Here is a 17,453-nt window from a genome sequence, read left to right on the forward strand (position 1 = left end):
GGTCGAAACGTTCCCGCCCCCGTGATCTACTTTGTAAAGGCGCCGGGCCGGGCGAGGTAGGCCGTGCCCTTCCCGGAAACCCGCGGCGACGCGGCGGCGGCCGGGACGAAGGCGGACTGACCGGGCCGCAGCGTCAGGTCGTCGCCGAGCCTGGCCTCGCCCTCGGTGCAGAGCACGATCCCCGGCACGCCGCCGGGCAGCGGGTGGGCGCCGGCCCCGGTCAGCTCGTACCGGGTGAGGGCGAACTCGGGGGCGGGCGGCCGGTAGTCGTGGGCGCCCGAGCCGCCGGCCACCGGCTCGACGAGATGCGGGGCGGACGGGGTGAAGTCCACGACGCGCATGAGCTCGGGCACGTCCACGTGCTTGGAGGTGAGCCCGCAGCGCAGCACGTTGTCGGAGTTGGCCATGATCTCCACGCCGATGCCGCCGAGGTAGGCGTGCGGCACGCCGGCGCCCAGGTAGAGGGCCTCGCCGGGGCGGAGGGTGACGTGGTTCAGCAGGAGGGCGGCCACGAGGCCGGGGTCGCCGGGGTAGGCGCGGGCGATGCCGGCGTAGGCGGCCAGGCCGGCGTCCGGCGACTCCAGCAGGGCCGCCTCGGCCTCGGCGCGCAGCGGCCGCGCGGCGTCGTCCAGCATCGCGGCGAACACGGTGCGCAGCGCCTGGCCGGGCTCGCCGGTGCGCAGCGTCTCGATCCAGGGGCGCAGGCCGGGGACGCCGAGCCGGTCGAGCAGGCCGGCGGCGGCCCCGGGGGAGCGGAAGCCGCACAGCCCGTGGAACGGGGTGAGCGCGCAGACCATCTCCGGCTTGTGCGAGGCGTCCTTGTAGGTGCGGGCGAAGTCGTCCAGGGGGATCCCGCGGGCGTTCTCGGCGGCGTAGCCGGCCTCGGCCTGCGCGGTCGTGGGATGGACCTGGAGGGAGAGCGGCCGCTTGATGGCCAGCACCTTCAGCAGGTAGGGCAGGACGGGGCCGAACCGCTCGGCGCAGCGCTCGCCTAGCGTGGCGGCGGGATCGCGGGCGATGAGCTCGTTCAGCGGGACGCCGCCGGCGGTCGAGGGCGCTCCTGGATGGGCGCCCATCCAGAGCTCGGCCTGCGGTTCGCCGGTCGGCTCCGTGCCGAACAGCTCGGGCAGGGCGGTGACCGAACCCCAGTCGTAGGGCCGGATGGTGGTGGCCAGGCGCATGGGCGTGGCGTGTGGCACGGCGGTGGCTCCAATCGTCGTCGTGTGGAGCGTAGAGCGTGAAGGTGACGTGCGTGTGGCCGGGTGCTGGACGAGTGACTATACGCGGGTATAGTCTGCTTTTCGTCCGAACAGTTGGCTATACGAGCGAACAGGAGGGGTGGGGTGACGACGACCGCGCCGGATCCCGAGGACCTCACGGCCCGCGCCCGCATCAGGGACGCGGCGCTGCGCCACTTCGGCGAGCACGGCTTCGAGCGGGCCACGATCCGCGGCATCGCCGAGACCGCGGGCGTGTCCCTGGGCCTCGTGCGCCACCACTTCGGCTCCAAGCAGGCGCTGCGCGAGGCGTGCGACGAGCACCTGATGAAGGTCATGCACCGGCTGCACGAGGAGGCCGCGAGCCGGCCTCTGGGCGGGCTCAACCCCGTCGCGGCCATGGGGCCGTACCGCGACTACCTGGCGCGGGCGCTGACCGAGGGGTCGGCGGCGCCGTTCTTCGACGAGATGGTGCGGATCGGCGTGGGCTGGTTCGAGGAGGCCGACCGGCGCCTGCCGGATCCGCCGGACGTCGATCCGCGGGCGCGCGCGACCGTGGTCGCGGCGATGGCGCTGTCGTTCAGCGTGCTGACCAAGCACGTCGAGCGTGGCCTGGGCGTGTCGCTGGAGACCGCCGACGGGCAGCACGAGCTGCTGCGGGCCCTGCTGTACGTCTACTCCCACCCGCTGCTCAGCCCCGAGGACGCCGCCGCGATCCGCGCGGCCCTCGACCACCAGAACCTCGATCACAGGAGTTCCCATGACTGATGCCGTCGCCGTCGCCGGGCTGCGCAAGCGGTTCGGGCGGACCAGGGCGCTCGACGGGCTCGACCTCACCGTGCGCGCGGGCGAGGTGCACGGCTTCCTGGGCCCGAACGGCGCGGGCAAGAGCACCACGATCCGGATCCTGCTGGGCCTGGTCCGCGCCGACGGCGGTACCGCCAGGCTGCTCGGCGGCGACCCGTGGACGGGGGCGGCCGAGCTGCACCGGCGCCTGGCGTACGTGCCGGGCGACGTGACGCTGTGGCCGGGCCTGACCGGCGGCGAGACCATCGACCTGCTCGGCCGGCTGCGGGGCGGGCTGGACAGGCGGCGCAGGGCGGAGCTGCTGGAGCGGTTCGACCTCGACCCGCGCAAGAAGGGGCGCGCCTACTCCAAGGGCAACCGGCAGAAGGTGGCGCTGGTGGCGGCGCTGGCCTCCGACGCGGAGCTGCTGATCCTGGACGAGCCGACCTCCGGGCTCGACCCGCTGATGGAGGAGGTGTTCATGGACTGCGTCAGGCAGGAGCAGCGTCGCGGTGACCGTACGGTGCTGCTGTCGAGCCACATCCTGGCCGAGGTCGAGGCGCTGTGCGACCGGGTGACGATCGTGCGCGACGGCCGCACGGTGGAGACCGGCACGCTGGCCGGGCTGCGCCACCTGACCCGCACCTCGATCGAGGCGGACCTGGCCGGGCCGGCCGACGGGCTGGCGGAGCTGCCGGGCGTGCACGACCTGAGCGCGGCGGGCAGCCGGGTCCGGTTCACCGTGGACACGGCGGAGCTGGACCCGGTGCTGCGCCGGCTCACGGCCGCGGGTGTGCGCGGCCTGGTGAGCCGGCCGCCGACGCTGGAGGAGCTGTTCCTGCGTCACTACGACGGCCACCACGACAGTCGCTACGACAGGACCGCCTAGCGGGCGCGCGGGCCGAGCAGGACCGGCATCGTCCGCGTGCTGTTGCCCAGCAGCGTGTCCAGCGGCGGCAGCTCGTCCACCGGCCGGGCCAGCGCCATGCCGGGGAACGCCTCGAACAGCGCCTTGATCGCGATCTCGCCCTCCAGCCTGGCCAGCGGCGCGCCCAGGCAGAAGTGCGGCCCGTGCCCGAAGGCCAGGTGCGTGAACTGCGGCCGGGTGACGTCGAAGACGTGGGCGTCGTCGCCGTACTGGTGCGGGTCGCGCCCGGCGGAGGCGAAGCAGGCCAGGACGGGCTCGCCGCCGCGCAGGTGCACGCCGTCGATCTCGATGTCGCGGGTGGCGTACCGCATCGGGAAGTAGGCGATCGGCGAGTCCCAGCGCAGCGTCTCCTCGACCGCGGCGCTGTAGGGGCACTGCCCGGAGCGCAGCAGGTCGAGCTGCCCCCGCTCGGTGAGCAGGGCGCCGATGGCGTTGGTGATCAGGTTGACGGTGGTGACGTGGCCGGCGATGAACAGCAGCTCGATGGTGGCGAACAGCTCGTCCTCCGACAGGCGGCCGCCGTCCTTCTCGTGCAGCGCGAACAGGTCGCTGATGAGGTCCTCGCCGGGCGTGTCGTGGCGCTCCTCGATGATCTGGTCGAGCAGCTCGCGCAGCTCCTTGCGCAGGCCGGGCGAGTCCTCCAGGTCGCCGACCTGGGCGACGGCGTCGGTGAGGCGGTGCAGCTCGTCCTGGTGCCCGGGCGGGATGCCGATCAGCTCGGAGATGACCTCGCGGGGCAGCGGGTAGGCGAACTCCAGCCGCAGGTCCACCGGCTCGTCGGGCGGCATTTCGGCGAGCCGGTCGATCAGGCGGGCGGTGAGCTCCTCGATGCGCGGGCGCAGGCCGTTCAGGCGCCGCTGGGAGAACGCGGTGGTCAGCGGCATGCGCAGCCGGCGGTGGCGTTCTCCCTCGGCGTTGAGCAGGGACGTGTCGGTGACGATGCGATCGATGGCCGTGCCGGGCGGCATGGCGTGCCGGGTGGTCCAGTGGTGCAGCTCCCTGGACAGGTCCGGGTGGGTCAGGACGGTCAGCAGCGTCGCGTACTGGGTGGCGGCCCAGGCGGGCACGCCCTCGGCGGTGACGGGCACGAGCGGGCCGGCCCGGCGCAGGCGGTCGTTGTCGCCGTGCAGGTCGGCGGTGGCCGGGTCGAGCACGAACCGCTCCCCGTTCACGGAGCGGCCGGCCTGGCCGAGCCGGTCGGTGTGGTCGAGCCCGCCGGTAGGGTCGAGCCGGTCGGCGTGGCCGGAGCGTTGGTCGGTCATGGTGATCATCCCGTCCGTTGGGTCGTCCGTCCGGGGCCGACCGCCAGCGCGGCCACGTCCATGCCGGGGTCCCGGTCGAGGTAGAGGTCGCGGACCAGCTCGCCGGCGGCGGGCGCGTTGCACAGGCCGTGGCCGGAGAAGCCGGTGGCGTACAGGAAGGCCGGCGGGCCCGGCTGGTGGCCGATGAAGGCGGTCTTGTCGGGGCTGGCGTCGCGCAGGCCGGTGACGGCGGTGTGCAGGCCGATCCCGGCCAGGCTCGGGTACGTCTCGGCGAGCCGCGCGGCCACGTCCCGCCGCCAGGACTCGCGGTCGGGGCCCGGGTAGCCCATGCCGATGAGCAGCCGGTCGCCGCGGTTGCGGATCAGCAGGCCGCTGGCGGCGTGCAGCGTGACCGGTACCTCCGGCGTGCCGGGCGGCAGCGGGTCGGTGGTGAGCAGCTCCTGCTCGATCGGCTCGGTGAGCGGCATGTCCACGCCCGCGCAGCGCACCAGCGAGGCCGACCAGGCGCCGGCGGCGCACACGATCGCGTCGGCGGACAGCTCCCCGTCTGCGGTCTGCACGCGCCCGGCCTCCGGGTCGATGGCGGTGACCGGGCAGCCGGTGCGCAGCGCCGCCCCCGCCTGCTCGGCGGCCCGCGCGTAGGCGGTGACGATGGCGGCGGTGTCGGAGATGTAGGCGTCGGGCGAGTACGCGGCGCCGAGCAGCGGCAGGTCGCCGATGAGCGGGTTGTGCTCCCTGGCCGCCTCGGCGCTGATCAGCTCGACGTCCACGCCGGCGGCACGCTGGGCCGCCAGGTCGGCGTTGAAGGCGGCGAGCTGGGCGGGCTCGGTGAACAGCACCAGGTAGCCGACCTGCCGCAGCGGCAGCTCGGTGCCCGGCCTGGTGGGAAAGTCCCGGTAGGCTTCCAGGCTGCGTACGGCCAGCGACGAGCTGACCGGGTTGCCGGCGAAGTACGAGCGGACCACGTCGGCGGTGGCGCGGGAGGCGCCGGAGCCGAGCGTGCCGCGCTCCAGCAGGGTCACGTCCACCCCGGCCTCGGCCAGGTGGAAGGCGATCGACAGCCCGATGACGCCGCCGCCGATCACCACCACCCGCGAGCCCGCGCTCATGTGGCCGGCACCGTTCTGCGCAGGTGGGCGCCCGCCTGCCACGGGAACAGGTGCGAGTTCCAGCCGCCGAGGCAGTTGCAGTAGAGCGCCATGTGGGCCATGATCGCGACGAAGTCCTCGTGGTCGTCGAGCCGTTCCAGGCCGGACAGCAGCCGCTGCGTGAAGTCCCACAGGCGGTCGAGGCCGCAGTAGCCGAGGAATTCCGCGGGCGTGTGGGCGAGCTGCCTGGTCATCTGGCGCAGCCACGGCATGGGCATGCCGTCCAGGGCGGCGCGGACGAGGCCGCCGTAGCAGCTGTAGCCGAGCGGGCGGGTCTCGCCGTTGACGAACAGCAGCGTGGTCAGGACCGTCTCGTAGCTGCCCGCGCCCGAGGGGATGCGGCCCTGGTGCAGGTCGAGCAGCTCCTGCGGCGGGTCGAGCCAGATGCGCTCGGTCTCGGCGTGCACCTCGGTGGCGAGCCGGTTGAGCTCCGGGTCGCCGACGGGCAGGCGGGGCAGCACGTGGCCGCCGCGCTCGCCGGCGCGGCGCACCTCGGCGATGACGGGCTGCTTGGTCTCGTAGACCGAACGCCACACCTCGCGGCCGGCCTGGACGAGGGCGTCGAGGTCGGAGTCGAGGACCCTGCCGATCGGGGTGGCCTGCATGGGCTCGGTGAGCTCGCCGTACTTGATGCCCAGGTGCTGCAGGCGGGAGCAGAACAGGGTGCCGTCGGGCACCGTGCGCCGGTCCACCTTGTACTCGGCCGGGGTGTGCAGCAACGAGTGCACCGGAGCCACGTGGTACAGGTGGTACCCGGCCACGAGGGCGTGTCCCTGGAGGCTCTGGTAGGGCAGCCCGTCCCAGAGGGCCTGGGCCAGGGAGGGGTTGCGCTGGTCGAGTTCGGCGGCCACGGTGATGCCGATGCCGGGCCAGGTGATTTCCACATGCTTAGTATCGTTCACAGTACGTCACTCTAACGTCACGCTATGTGGCGATAGGGGGTGGGGCTGGCGTATTTACCGGGAGATGACTTCGGTAACGCACGTGTCATCACGGGCGTCCCACCAGGCTGATCTACGCTTCCCGCATGGCGTTCCTCATCCCAGAGATCAAGGTCGGCCTGGCGGAGCTCGGCGGCGGGCCTTCCGCCTGGTGCGCGAAGTGCGGCAAGCGGGCGACCCTGTACTTCGTCGATCCGGCGACCGGAAGCTCCACCTACATCTGCACGGCCGACGCGGGCCCCGAGGTGGAGGCGATGCTGCTGCGGTCCGCGGACTAGGCCACGCCCGCCGAGCGGCGGCGGGTGAGGCGGGCCGCGTACTCCTTGACCGTCAGGACGAGGGCCAGGGCCTCGGGGCCCAGCAGCAGGGTGACGCAGAGCAGCCGGTACCAGAAGGCGGCCGTCAGCGGCCCCTCGGCGAGCCCTTCGGCGGCCCAGCTCAGCGTCTGCGCGAAGACCGGCAGCAGCAGGACGCAGAACCAGACGATCACGCCGGCGAAGCCCGCCAGCCAGACCCAGCGGAACCAGCGGCCCACGCGCAGGTCGGTGTCCGTCGCGTCGGCCAGCTCCGACTCCTCATCGGCCGTCAGCCGCGAGAAGGCGCGCTTGAGCATCAGGGACTTCACGCGCCACAGGTTGCGGCAGCCCAGGGCGTTGACCAGCACCGCGTAGAGGTCGGTGCGCAGGAAGACCAGGCTCTGCCAGAGCATCTGCATGACCTTGATGAACACCCAGGCCGCCAGCAGCGACCCGACCGGCTCAGGGGCCTGCCAGAGGCCGGTGTCGATCAGCAGCCGGCCGGTGAGCAGCACGGCCAGCAGGACGGAGTCCACGGCCAGGCCGGCCAGCAGCGGGCCGTAGCGCCGGCGGCGGGGGAGCGTCCAGAGCTGGGTGAGGTCGGTCTCGAAGACGAGCATCCACAGGCGGCGGTCCACGCCGAAGCGGGTCTGGATGCCCAGGGCCCGCGCGCCCAGCCAGTGCCCGCACTCGTGGCTGGCCGCCGCGAACCACACGAACGGCAGCCAGGCCAGCGCGCTCAGCCCGATGTCGTCGAACGGGAACGCGTCCACCGCCGGATCGGGCAGCAGGCCGGGCCGCAGGGCGAAGACGGCCAGCGCGTAGAGCAGGCAGGCGGCGTAGCAGGCCCACGCCACCCGGCCGAAGAACGGGCGGACCAGCTCCGGGCGGACGCCGGTCATCCATCGGCGGGCCTGGATCGGCGCCGTACGGACGGGCTCCGCAGCGTCCCCGCCGTCGTCCCCGTCAGCGTCGTCGGAGGCGAGGAAGCCCAGCTCGCCGAGGGTCTCCACGAAGGACGGGACGTTGACCGGCTCGCCCGCGAACGCCTCGGCCTCGGCCGCCGCCTCCTCCACGCTCGCCCCGCGCTGGAGAGCGGCGATCACCACTCCGCCGACCGCCGGGATCGTCACGAACGTGCCGCTGGCGGGATCGCCCACCAGCACCTCGTCGTCGCCCTCGGGGACGACGCTGAGCGGCTTGAGCCTGACCGGAGCGGCGCCGGGGGCGCTCATCCGCGCTCACCCTCGCGTGCCGGGGCCAGGGCGCACACCTTGCAGTCCGGGTTGCGGGGGAGGGGCTGCCACTCGGGCACCAGCCCGTTGCGCAGGTCCAGGGTGACGCGATGGCCGGCCGCGCGGGGCGGCTCGTACCCGGTGAGGTAGCGCTGCGCCTCGAGGGCCAGCAGCGAGCCGACCTGCATCGCCATCGGCCCGGTGAGCGGGTTGCTCAGCTTCATGTTCTCCACGATCCGGTACGCGACCGCGTCCGGGCCGTCCCCGGTCGGCCGGTCGGCGTAGTCGCAGGCCAGGCAGGCCGTGCGGCCCGGGTCCACGGACAGGTACATGAGCTGGCTGCGGTTGGCTCCCCCCAGCACGTACGGGACGCCGTTGCGGACCGCGGCCTCGTTCGCCCAGAGGTTGGCGTGCGGATGCCCGTCGAGGCCGCCCGCCACGAGGTCGACGCCCTGGATGAGGTCCTCCAGGTCCTCGGGGGCGGAGACCCAGCGGTCGGCGGCGTGCACCTTGATGCGCGGGTCGTAGTCGCGTACCCACGCGGCGGCCCGTTCGGCCTTCGACCGGCCGAGGTCGGCGTGGTGGTAGAGGAACTGCCGGGCGAAGTTGCGGGACTCGACGCGGTCCTGGTCGACCAGGGTCATCTCGCCGACGCCGAGGCCGGCCAGGCACTGGACGAGGGAGGAGCCGCCGCCGCCGACCCCGAGCACGAGGACGTGGGCCTGGCTCATCGGCCGGTGGAATGCGGCCCGGCGCCGCTCCAGGCTCGCGTAGGTGCCGTAGAAGCTGAGGTTGGAGAAGTGGCGCTCGTCCTCGTCGGGGTCGCCGAGGGTCCGGCCGCCGGCGTCCTCCACCAGGCCCAGGGAGTCGAGCCCGCTCAGGCCGCCGCTGACGTCCTCCTCCGAGAGCGGGATGCCGCGCCGCTGGAGCGAGCCGCTCAGCTCGGCCGCGGTCTGCGGGGCCCGGCGCAGCTCGGTCAGGAGCGCGGCCACGTGCCCGTCGGGGTCGTCCAGGGTGATCGCCTCGCGAGCGTCGAAGATCACCAGGAGATCCGCGCCGATCGTCTCCCACTCGCATTCCTTCAACGCCACACGCATCGTGCCTCCCGCGCCGGCCAGTACGGATGCTGAACCCCGCGGGCAGGAGCGTGGTGCTCCTGCCCGCGGGGGAAATCGTCAGGCGGTGTCAGCGCCTCACGTGGCGGGGTTCTGAGTAGCCTTGACGGACTCGACCTTCTTGACCTTGATCTCCATGATGTGCCTCCTCATGGGTTGTGTGGCGCTGGATGCCAGCTGTGACCAGAGTGCGACGTGACACTGAAATAGCGCTGATTTTCCGCTGAATGCGCGGTTAGGCTGCCAACGTTGATCACTTAGTCAGCGGCTGGAGGCTTGGGACGACGTGACCGTCGAGGGCGTGGAGTTCCGTCTGCTGGGGGCGGTGGGAGCGTGGCACGCCGGGCGGCGGCTGGGCCCGTCCACGCCGCAGCAGCGGACCATCCTGGCGATGTTGCTGCTCGAACCGGGACGGCCGGTGCCCGTGGCCCGGCTGGAGACGGCCCTGTGGGGGAGCGAACCACCCGAGTCCTCCCGCAACGCCGTCCAGGGGCACATCTCCCGGCTCCGCCGCCTGCTGGCACCGTTCCCCGAGGCGGCGCTGACGACGTCGGCGCGCGGCTACTGCCTGACGGCCGGGCGCGACCGCGTCGACCTGCACCGCTTCCGGGAGCTGGTCCGCGACGCAGGCGGCGAGCCGGACCCGGAACGCGCCGCCGGCCTGCTGCGCGCCGCCCTGGCGCTCTGGCAGGGCCCGCCCCTGACGGACGTGGCGGGCCGGTGGCTGCCCGACGTCGTGGTGCCCGGCCTGGAGGAGGAACGGCTGACGGCGCTGGAACGGCGGGCCGCGCTCGACCTGCGCCAGGGCAGGCACCAGGAGATCGCCGCCGAGCTGGCGCCCCTGGTGGGGGAGAACCCGCTGCGGGAACGGCTCGCCTGGCTGCTGATGACGGCGCTGTCACGCGGCGGCCACCGCACCGAGGCGCTGGCCGTCTTCCGCGGCGTCAGGCGCCGCTTCGCCGACGAGCTCGGCATCGAGCCGGGCGAGGAGCTGCAACGCCTGCACCAGGCGATCCTGGCCGGCCGCGACGAACCGGCGGTGAACGGCACGACCCCCGCGGCGAGCCTCGCCGTGCCCCGCCACCTCCCGCCGGACACCGAGCCGTTCACCGCCCGCGAGGACGAACTGGCCACCCTGGACCGGCTGACCGCCCCCAGACCGGGCCAGGCGCCGCCGCCGTGCGTCGTCACCGGCACGGGCGGCGTCGGCAAGACCACCCTGGCCGTGCACTGGGCACACCGCGCCCGCGACCGCTTCCCCGACGGCCAGCTCTACGTCAACCTCCAGGGCTACGGGCCCACGCACGCCGCCCGATCTCCCGCCGAGGCGGTACGGCTGTTCCTGGACGCCCTCCAGGTGCCGCCCGAGCTGATCCCCGCCACGCTGGAGGCGCAGGCAGGGCTCTACCGCAGCCTGCTGGCCGGGCGCCGCATGCTCATCCTGCTCGACAACGCCCTCGACTCCGACCAGGTACGCCCGCTGCTGCCCAGCGCGCCCGGCTGCCTGGCGCTGATCACCAGCCGGGCCGAGCTGACCGGCCTGGTCGCGGCGGAGGGCGGCCGCACGCTGACGCTGGGGCTGTTCTCGCCCGCCGAATCCCGCGAGCTGCTGACGCGCAGGCTCGGCGCGGCCAAGGTCGGCGCCGAGCCGCAGGCGGTGGACGACCTCGTCTCCCGGTGCGCGGGGCTGCCGCTGGCCCTGTCCATCGTGGCCGCCCGCGCCCACGCCCGCCCGGCGTTCCCGCTCCGCGCGCTGATCACCGAGCTGGAGGAGGCGGACGGCCCGGACGAGCCGGGCGGCCTCGACGTCTTCGACGGCGGCGACACCGGGACGAACCTGCGTACCGTGTTCTCCTGGTCCTACCGGGCGCTCAGCCCGCAGGCCGCGCGCCTGTTCCGGCTGCGGAGCCTGCTGCCCGCGCCGGAGCTCTCCGCCCCGGCCGCCGCCAGCCTCGCCGGGATCACCGTACGGGAGGCCCGCCGCCTGCTGGCCGAGCTGACCCGCGCGAACCTGGCGGCCGAGCCCGCCCCCGGGCGCTACGGCTGGCACGACCTGCTCCGCGCGTACGCCGAGGAGCTGACGCTGCTGCACGACTCCGGGGACGAGCGCCGCCAGGCCCTGCACCGGCTGCTCGACCACTACCTGCACAGCGCCCACCTCGGCGACGGCCTGCTGGAGCTGCTGCACCGCGTCCCGCTGAACCTGCCTGAGCCGGGGCCGGGCGTGGTCGTGGCCCGCATCGGCGACCGCGAGCAGAGCCTGGCCTGGTTCGGCCGCGAACACCGGACGCTGCTGGCGGCGATCAGGCACGCCGCCCGGGCCGGATTCGACGCGCACGCCTGGCAGCTCGCCTGCGCCTGCTGGGGCTTCCTGTCGCAGGAGAGCCGCTCGGACGACCAGGTGGCCATGTACCGGATCGCGCTGGAGGCCGCCCAGCGGCTGGACGACCAGGCCGCGCAGGCCCACGTCCGCGTCGGGCTCGCCCAGGCCCTCATCCGCCTCGGCCGGGACGGGACGAGCGGCACCCACCTGCGGCAGGCCCTCACCCTGTTCCGCACCCTCGGCGACCAGGTCGGGCAGGGCGTCTGCCTCACCTACCTCAGCCTCCTGGAGGACCGCAGGAACCGGTACGCCGAGGGCCTGGCGCTGAGCGAGGAGGCGCTGCGGCTGCACCGGTCGGCCGGCGACCGCGCCGGCGAGGGCCGGGTGCTCAACAACATCGGCTGGTTCCACGCCCGGCTCGGCGCGTACGGCGAGGCGCTGCGCCGCTGCGAGGAGGCCCTGCTCATCCACCGCGAGCTGGACGACAGGCCGGGCGAGTCGGCCACCCTCGACAGCATGGGCTACATCCACCACCTGCTCGGCCGGTACGAGCAGGCGATCGCCTACTACCTGCGGTCGTTGTCGTTGCGGGGCGGCAAGCGCGCGCTGGGCGCCCGGACGTTGCAGCGGCTGGGGGAGGCCCAGGTGGCGGCCGGCCGGGTCGCGGAAGGGCGGCAGACGCTGGGGCGCGCCCTCGACCTGGTCGCCGAGCTGGCCCCGGGCGACGCCGACGCCCTGCGCACCAGGATCCGCGGGCTCGCGCCGCAAGGAGGGGTCAACGCGCGCGGAGCAGCCGGGCCATCCTGATCACGTCCTGGTCGGGCAGGAAGTCCCGCCGGACGCGGTCGCGCGCCCTGGCACCCATCAGCTCCGCGTCCGCCCCTCCGCCCGCCACGCTCGTCACGAGCGCGCCGAAGCCGCCCAGGTCGTGCGGGTCGCCGACCAGCAGCCCCGTGCGCCCGTGGTCGATCTGCGCCCGGATGCCCCCGACACCGGCCGCCACCACGGGCCTGGACTTCCACATGGCCTCGGTGACGGTCAGCCCGAACCCTTCGGCGAGGCTCTTCTGCATCACCACCTGCGAGGCACGCTGGATCGCGTTGACCAGCAGCGCGTTCTCCCCGGGGTCCGTCATGGGCAGGCAGACGAGCGCGACGCGCCGCCGCCGGCCGGGCGGCAGCCGGCGCCAGGCCTCGTGGCAGCGGTCGAACACCATGGCCTGCTCGATGTCGTCGGCGATGCCCGCCGGGTCCGGCCCCACCAGAGCCAGGAACCCCTCGGGGACGAACTCCGTCACCGCCGCCAGCACACCCTCCATGTCCTTGAGCCGGTCCCACCGCGAGACCTGGGTGAGCAGCTTCTCGTCAGGGCCGGGAGCGGTCTCGGCGATCACGGTGACCGGGGGCCCGCCGTTCCCGCCCGCCCGGCGCAGCCCGCAACGGATCAGAGCGGCCGTCACGCTCTCCGGCTCCAGCTCCCGGTTCTTGGGCGAGAACGGGGAGATGAACGGTGGCAGCACGGACGCCGGCCGGTCGCGGAACCGCTCCGGGATGTGCCAGGGCACCGAGAACAGCAGCCGGTGCGCGCCGTCCAGCAGCGGCGCGATCAGCTCCCAGGCCCGCTCGGACGCCTCGGTCGGCTCGTCGACGCCGACGTGGCACCGCCAGTAGACCTCGACGCTTTGGCCGGCCAGCCTCGGTACGAGACCCGCCGTCTGGTGGTCGTGGAGGACGACGACGTCCCCGGCCTCGACCAGCTCCAGCAGCCTGTCCCCGGCGGGGCCGAGCCCGTCCAGGTAGGCGTCCCTCTCCGCGGCGCGCAGGGGCCCGTCGCCGGTGTCGATGCCGTACAGGCCCAGCCCCAGCCGCTTGGTGAGGGCGAAGAATCGCTCGTCGCCGCCGATGACCATCCAGCGCACCCGGACGCCGAGCTCGGCGTAGAGCGGCAGGAGGGTGTGCAGCATCTCGGCGACGCCGCCGCCTTTCCCGGTCGAGTTGACGTGCCAGAGGGTGCGGCCGTCGAGGGCTTCGCGGATCACCGCGGCGGCGGCGTGCAGTTCCGCGGTCCGGTCCGGGCCGAGCAGGGCCTCGAACCGGGGCAGCTCGAACGTCGTCGGAGTGACCCCGGGCGTGAGCATCGCCTCACCCTTCCCGGTCCGCCGCCGCTGCTGATGTCGAGGCCGCGACGCGTTGCTTGAGCAGCCCGACGAGCATGTGGTTGAGGGAGAGGATGTTGTCCTCGAAGTGGAAATTGTTGTCGTTGCGGCCGGTCTGGCCGGGGAAGCGGGAGCTGCCGGGGACGATGAGGCAGATGTCCGCCAGCGCGCGGCAGCGCCCGCCGTCGCCCTTGGTCATGGCGAAGGTCGTGGCGCCCGCCGCGGCGGCCACCTCCAGGGCCCGTACGACGTTCGGCGAGTCGCCGCTGCCGGAATAGGCCATGACCAGGTCGCCGGCGCCGACGACCGGCTCCAGCAGGGCGGCGTACATGTTCTCCGGGCCCAGGTCGTTGACGGCGGCGGTCAGCTCCGCAGGCGAGCCGCAGAGGTTGACGAAGGAGAGCCGCCGGATGTGCGCAGGCAGCGGCCTCGTCTTGTCCTCCGACACGAACGGGTGGAGCTTGAAGTCGCAGCAGGCGTGGTCGATCGTGCCCGCGTTGCCGCCGTTGCCCAGGGCGTACACCGTTCCGCCGCGGTCGTAGGCGGCGAACAGCGCGTCGGCGACGGCGGCCACCGCCGCCACGGGGAAGGCGTCCAGGATGGCCCGCTGCTCGGCGAGATAGAGGCGGATGTCGTCGACCAGGCGGGGGCTCATGCGCCGCCTCCGGCGTGCTCGGAGGTGATTCTCCCGTGCGAGCGGCCGGTGTCGTCGGCCCATCGGATGACGTCGTCCAGTTCGGGGGTGGAGACCTCGATGGAGGTGTAGGCGGAGTCGGCGATGACCCGGTGCAGCACGTTCGGCGCCGAGGACCAGCCGGTTCCCGCCGCGTGGACGGCGGCGGGCAGGGCCGCCATGTCGATGCCGGTGTCCGGGTCGTCCGGTGCCGGCGCACCGTTGAGCACGGTCGCGCTGCCCTCGATGACGTAGTTCGTCTCCGCCTTGTGCCGGTGCGACTGCAGTGAGGAGCGGTGGCCGGCCGTCATGTGGATCTGCTTGAGCGCGTACCTGCGTTCCGGCAGGTTCTCCGTGTACCAGATCTCGTACCCCCAGGGCTTGTTGACCCGGTAGCCGCTGAGATCGAGGCATTCCGCGGCGGCGCCGGCCTCTCCGCCGCCACCCGTCACCGAACCCGCCTCCAGCACGATCGCGGGCTCCGCGGTCGCGTTCTCGAAGCGGTAGACGCTGGCGGGGACGGCGTGCCAGCCCTGGAGGCGGTGGCAGACGCGCGACCGGACCCGGCCGAGCCGGTCCTGGTGCTCCAGGAGCACCGCGCCGCCGATGACGAGGAAGGTCCGGTAGTCGCCGGGATGCGTCAGCATCGGTGTGCCGGCGGCGGTCTCCAGGCGGTGCTCGACGAAGAGGTAACGGCGTTCGGTGAGGCCGTCAACGAGATCTCGGGTCTGGACTGGCGGCACGCGTCCTCCTGATCGGCTCTGCTCCGACGTCGGTCATCCGGCGAGTATCCGGTCGCACAGCTGGGCGCCGTCGGTTCTCCCGATCTCCCGGAAGATCCCCTGTGCCTTCCGCACCCGCGTCTCGGCATCCTGCTCGCCCATGGTCTTCCTGAGGAGGCCGGCGTGCAGCGTCATGCTCGCCGTCGCCGGTCTGTCGCCGAACGGCTGGACGAGCGAGAGCGCCTCCTCGCACTTGGCCAGCGCCGACCTGACCGAGCCGGACCGGTGGGCGAGCACCGCCTCGCAGTGCAGCAGCAGCCCCCGCAGGCGCCAGTCCAGGTCGAAGCCCTCCATCGATTCGGTTCTCCGCGCGTCCTTCGCGGCCTCCCGGTCCCTGCCCGAGAGGATCTTGATGCGGATGCGCGCGACGGCGACCAGTGCCGAGTTCCGGGCGTCGCCCAGGACGTCGAAGATCTTCTCGGCCCTGTCCAGCAGGGCGCTCGCGTGGTGCGCGTCCTGCTCGGCGGCGGGCGGCAGGGCGTCCCTGGCGAGGGCGGGCAGCGGCAGCCAGCCGAGGTCGTCGATGATCAGCAGGGCCTCGTTCGACAGGGCGAACGCCTCACCCCGCCGCTCACCCGCCGCCGCGAACAGCTCGGTGGCGTCCTGGAGGTAACGGACACCGGCAGTGCGCCGGCCGAGGATCATCGCGCACTCGCCGAGTATCTCCAGGGTCCACGCCTCGCCCCGGACGTCGGCGATCTTGCGGGCGCGGTCGAGAGCCGTCAGGAAGATCTGCTCCGCCGCGTTCGGGTCTCCCCACCGCAGTTGCACCAGGCCGAGGTTGCAGCTCGCGTCGATCACGCCGTACTCGTCGCCGACCTTGTCGAACAGCCGTACCGACTCCTCCAGCCTGGCGATCGCGCGATCTCGTTCCCCGATCTCCCGGTCGACCTCGCCGAGGTTCCTGAGGATCGCCGCGCGGGCCTGGTCGGAGTCCAGGTGCCGGACGGCGTCGAGCGCGAGTTCCGCGCAGCGGATCCCGGTGTCCCAGCTCCGGAGGTTCTCCAGCGCGACGCTGGCCGCGTCCGACAGCTCCCAGCACAACGACCACGCGCCGATGCGATGGCACGCGGCCACGAGGGCGGCGATCGAATCGCGCTCCAGGCGGCACCAGCCGAAGGGATCGGAGACGGGGCGGCCGGTGAGGTCCGGGTCCAGGGGGTAGCGCGGCGCCTGCGTGCGGCCCTGATGGCGGACGCCGCCGGGGTGGATCGCCTCGTCGGCGAGGTCCGTCATCGCCAGGTAGGCGGAGGCGATCCGGCGGACGGCCTGCTCGCGCGACTCCTCCGGCATGTTCAGGACCGCCTGGTTTCTGGCGAATTCACGCACCAGGTCGTGGAGGTAGTAGCGGGGTTCGTCGGTGCCGGCGACCGTCCGGGTCTTCACGAGCTGGGCGCCGGTGAGCCGTTCGAGCAGCCGTTGCGCGTCCAGCAGCGAGCACTCGCACAGCGCCGCCACCGACCAGTCCGACCACTCGTCCGCCGGGTGCAGGCCCAGCAGGTCGAAGGCCGTCTGGGTGGGGAGCGGCAGGTGTTCCCTGCTCAGCGCGAGGCTCGCGGCCACGCTGAGGTCGCCGAACGTCAGCTCGGACAGCAGCTGTCCTGCTGCGCGCCTGCGGTCGAGCCGCGCCAGGAACGTGGCCAGCGGCCGGGGCTCGCTCACGAGCCTCCCGGAGAGCACCCGCAACGCCAGGGGAAGGCCGCCGAACGCGCTCGCCAGCTGCTGCGCGGGCTGCTCCTCCTGCTGGATCCGGTCCCTGCCGAGAATGCGGGACAGCAGCTCCACCGACTCCGACACGGACAGGCCGTCCAGGGGGATCCGGACCGTCGCGGCCAGGCCGCCCAGCGCCTCGCGGCTGGTGATGTAGGTGACGCAGCCGCCGCCCGCGACCAGCAGGGGGCGCACCTGCTCCTCCGACCCCGCGTTGTCGAGGAAGACGGCGGCGCGCCGCCCGGCCATCCGGGATCTGAACGCCCTGCTGCGCTCGGTCAGCGTGGCGGGGATGAGCCGCTCGTCGACGCCCAGGTCCAGCAGCCAGCCGCTCAGCGCCTCGGCGGGGGAGAGCGGATTGGGGCCGTACCCTTGCAGGTCGACGTAGAGCTGGCCGTCGGGGAAGCCGGCGGAGCCGAGTTCCAGGGCGTGCACGACGAGCGAGGTCTTCCCCACGCCGCCCTGCCCGTACACCAGCCGGATGTCGGTGGTGGCGGCGTCCTTCCGCCGCGCGGGCGGGGCTCGCAGCACGGCGATCTCCCGATCCCGACCGACGAAATCCGGAAGGTCGGCGGGAAGCTGGCGCGGCACGGGAGCGGTGATCGCCCGGGTGGTGTCCTGGCGTCCCGTCAGCCGGCCGACGTCGACCAGCGAGGAGAAGGTCTGGATGACGACCCCGGTGATGCCGGTGGCCGCCAGCACCCACCACGACTGGTCCTGCATCCCTGCGAGAACGGCGCCTGCCCCCGCCGCGCCAAGCCATAAGGTGAGTAATCCGGCTTGTTTGAGCTTTGACACTACCCGGCTCCGCGGCGTCTCATCAGCGCATCCACCGCCTCGCGTTCACGATCTTACGGACGTGTCACGTTTTCCCCGAACGGC

Annotated in this window: 14 protein-coding genes; 4 read left to right on the forward strand and 10 right to left on the reverse strand. The window is 73.3% G+C overall.

What is annotated here, in order from left to right:
• Positions 1–26: 26 nt before the first annotated feature.
• On the reverse strand, positions 27–1,199 hold the full coding sequence (gene manA, locus HD593_RS25485) for a mannose-6-phosphate isomerase, class I (protein ID WP_312903696.1): 1,173 nt from the start codon (positions 1,197–1,199) through the stop codon (positions 27–29).
• A 144-nt stretch (positions 1,200–1,343) separates the two neighbouring features.
• On the opposite strand from manA, the gene HD593_RS63575 reads away from it, so the two are divergent.
• The gene (locus tag HD593_RS63575; protein ID WP_185104618.1) at positions 1,344–1,985 is read left to right on the forward strand and encodes a TetR/AcrR family transcriptional regulator; all 642 of its coding nucleotides are present in this window, start codon (positions 1,344–1,346) and stop codon (positions 1,983–1,985) included.
• Positions 1,978–2,892: an ABC transporter ATP-binding protein gene (locus HD593_RS25495; RefSeq protein ID WP_185104619.1), complete on the forward strand. Its 915-nt coding sequence runs from the start codon at positions 1,978–1,980 to the stop codon at positions 2,890–2,892. The genes HD593_RS63575 and HD593_RS25495 overlap by 8 nt, the downstream gene beginning before the upstream one ends.
• On the opposite strand, the gene HD593_RS25500 is transcribed toward HD593_RS25495, so the two are convergent.
• The 3 genes from HD593_RS25500 to HD593_RS25510 are packed head-to-tail and all read right to left on the reverse strand — an operon-like array spanning position 2,889 to position 6,225.
• Positions 2,889–4,193, reverse strand: a complete 1,305-nt coding sequence (locus HD593_RS25500) for a cytochrome P450 family protein (protein WP_185104620.1) — start codon at positions 4,191–4,193, stop codon at positions 2,889–2,891. The genes HD593_RS25495 and HD593_RS25500 overlap by 4 nt on opposite strands.
• 5 nt (positions 4,194–4,198) lie before the next feature.
• Entirely contained in the window at positions 4,199–5,302 is a 1,104-nt protein-coding gene (locus HD593_RS25505; RefSeq protein WP_185104621.1) for an NAD(P)/FAD-dependent oxidoreductase, read from the reverse strand.
• Positions 5,299–6,225, reverse strand: a complete 927-nt coding sequence (locus tag HD593_RS25510; RefSeq protein ID WP_312903698.1) for a cucumopine synthase-related protein — start codon at positions 6,223–6,225, stop codon at positions 5,299–5,301. The genes HD593_RS25505 and HD593_RS25510 overlap by 4 nt, the downstream gene beginning before the upstream one ends.
• Positions 6,226–6,368: 143 nt before the next feature.
• Between HD593_RS25510 and HD593_RS25515 the strand changes: the two genes are divergently transcribed.
• Entirely contained in the window at positions 6,369–6,560 is a 192-nt protein-coding gene (locus tag HD593_RS25515) for a hypothetical protein (protein WP_185104623.1), read from the forward strand.
• Here HD593_RS25515 and HD593_RS25520 read toward each other — a convergent pair.
• Both HD593_RS25520 and HD593_RS25525 read right to left on the reverse strand, forming a co-directional pair.
• Complete coding sequence (locus HD593_RS25520) at positions 6,557–7,813, reverse strand: hypothetical protein (RefSeq protein ID WP_185104624.1); 1,257 nt, start codon at positions 7,811–7,813, stop codon at positions 6,557–6,559. The two genes, HD593_RS25515 and HD593_RS25520, sit on opposite strands and share 4 nt — an antisense overlap.
• Positions 7,810–8,910 (reverse strand): HesA/MoeB/ThiF family protein, encoded by a 1,101-nt coding sequence (locus HD593_RS25525; RefSeq protein WP_185104625.1) that lies wholly within the window; start codon positions 8,908–8,910, stop codon positions 7,810–7,812. Before HD593_RS25525 ends, HD593_RS25520 begins: the two co-directional genes overlap by 4 nt.
• Positions 8,911–9,229: 319 nt before the next feature.
• Between HD593_RS25525 and HD593_RS25530 the strand changes: the two genes are divergently transcribed.
• Complete coding sequence (locus HD593_RS25530) at positions 9,230–12,058, forward strand: AfsR/SARP family transcriptional regulator (RefSeq protein WP_185104626.1); 2,829 nt, start codon at positions 9,230–9,232, stop codon at positions 12,056–12,058.
• Here HD593_RS25530 and HD593_RS25535 read toward each other — a convergent pair.
• The 4 genes from HD593_RS25535 to HD593_RS25550 are packed head-to-tail and all read right to left on the reverse strand — an operon-like array spanning position 12,027 to position 17,294.
• Complete coding sequence (locus HD593_RS25535; protein ID WP_185104627.1) at positions 12,027–13,388, reverse strand: glycosyltransferase; 1,362 nt, start codon at positions 13,386–13,388, stop codon at positions 12,027–12,029. The two genes, HD593_RS25530 and HD593_RS25535, sit on opposite strands and share 32 nt — an antisense overlap.
• 4 nt (positions 13,389–13,392) lie before the next feature.
• Positions 13,393–14,061: a phosphoheptose isomerase family protein gene (locus HD593_RS25540; RefSeq protein WP_185104628.1), complete on the reverse strand. Its 669-nt coding sequence runs from the start codon at positions 14,059–14,061 to the stop codon at positions 13,393–13,395.
• Positions 14,058–14,822, reverse strand: a complete 765-nt coding sequence (locus HD593_RS25545; RefSeq protein WP_185104629.1) for a cupin domain-containing protein — start codon at positions 14,820–14,822, stop codon at positions 14,058–14,060. Before HD593_RS25545 ends, HD593_RS25540 begins: the two co-directional genes overlap by 4 nt.
• Before the next feature lie 33 nt (positions 14,823–14,855).
• Positions 14,856–17,294 (reverse strand): tetratricopeptide repeat protein, encoded by a 2,439-nt coding sequence (locus tag HD593_RS25550; protein WP_185104630.1) that lies wholly within the window; start codon positions 17,292–17,294, stop codon positions 14,856–14,858.
• Positions 17,295–17,453: the final 159 nt, after the last annotated feature.

The sequence above is a fragment of the Nonomuraea rubra genome (assembly GCF_014207985.1).
GTDB lineage: Bacteria > Actinomycetota > Actinomycetes > Streptosporangiales > Streptosporangiaceae > Nonomuraea > Nonomuraea rubra.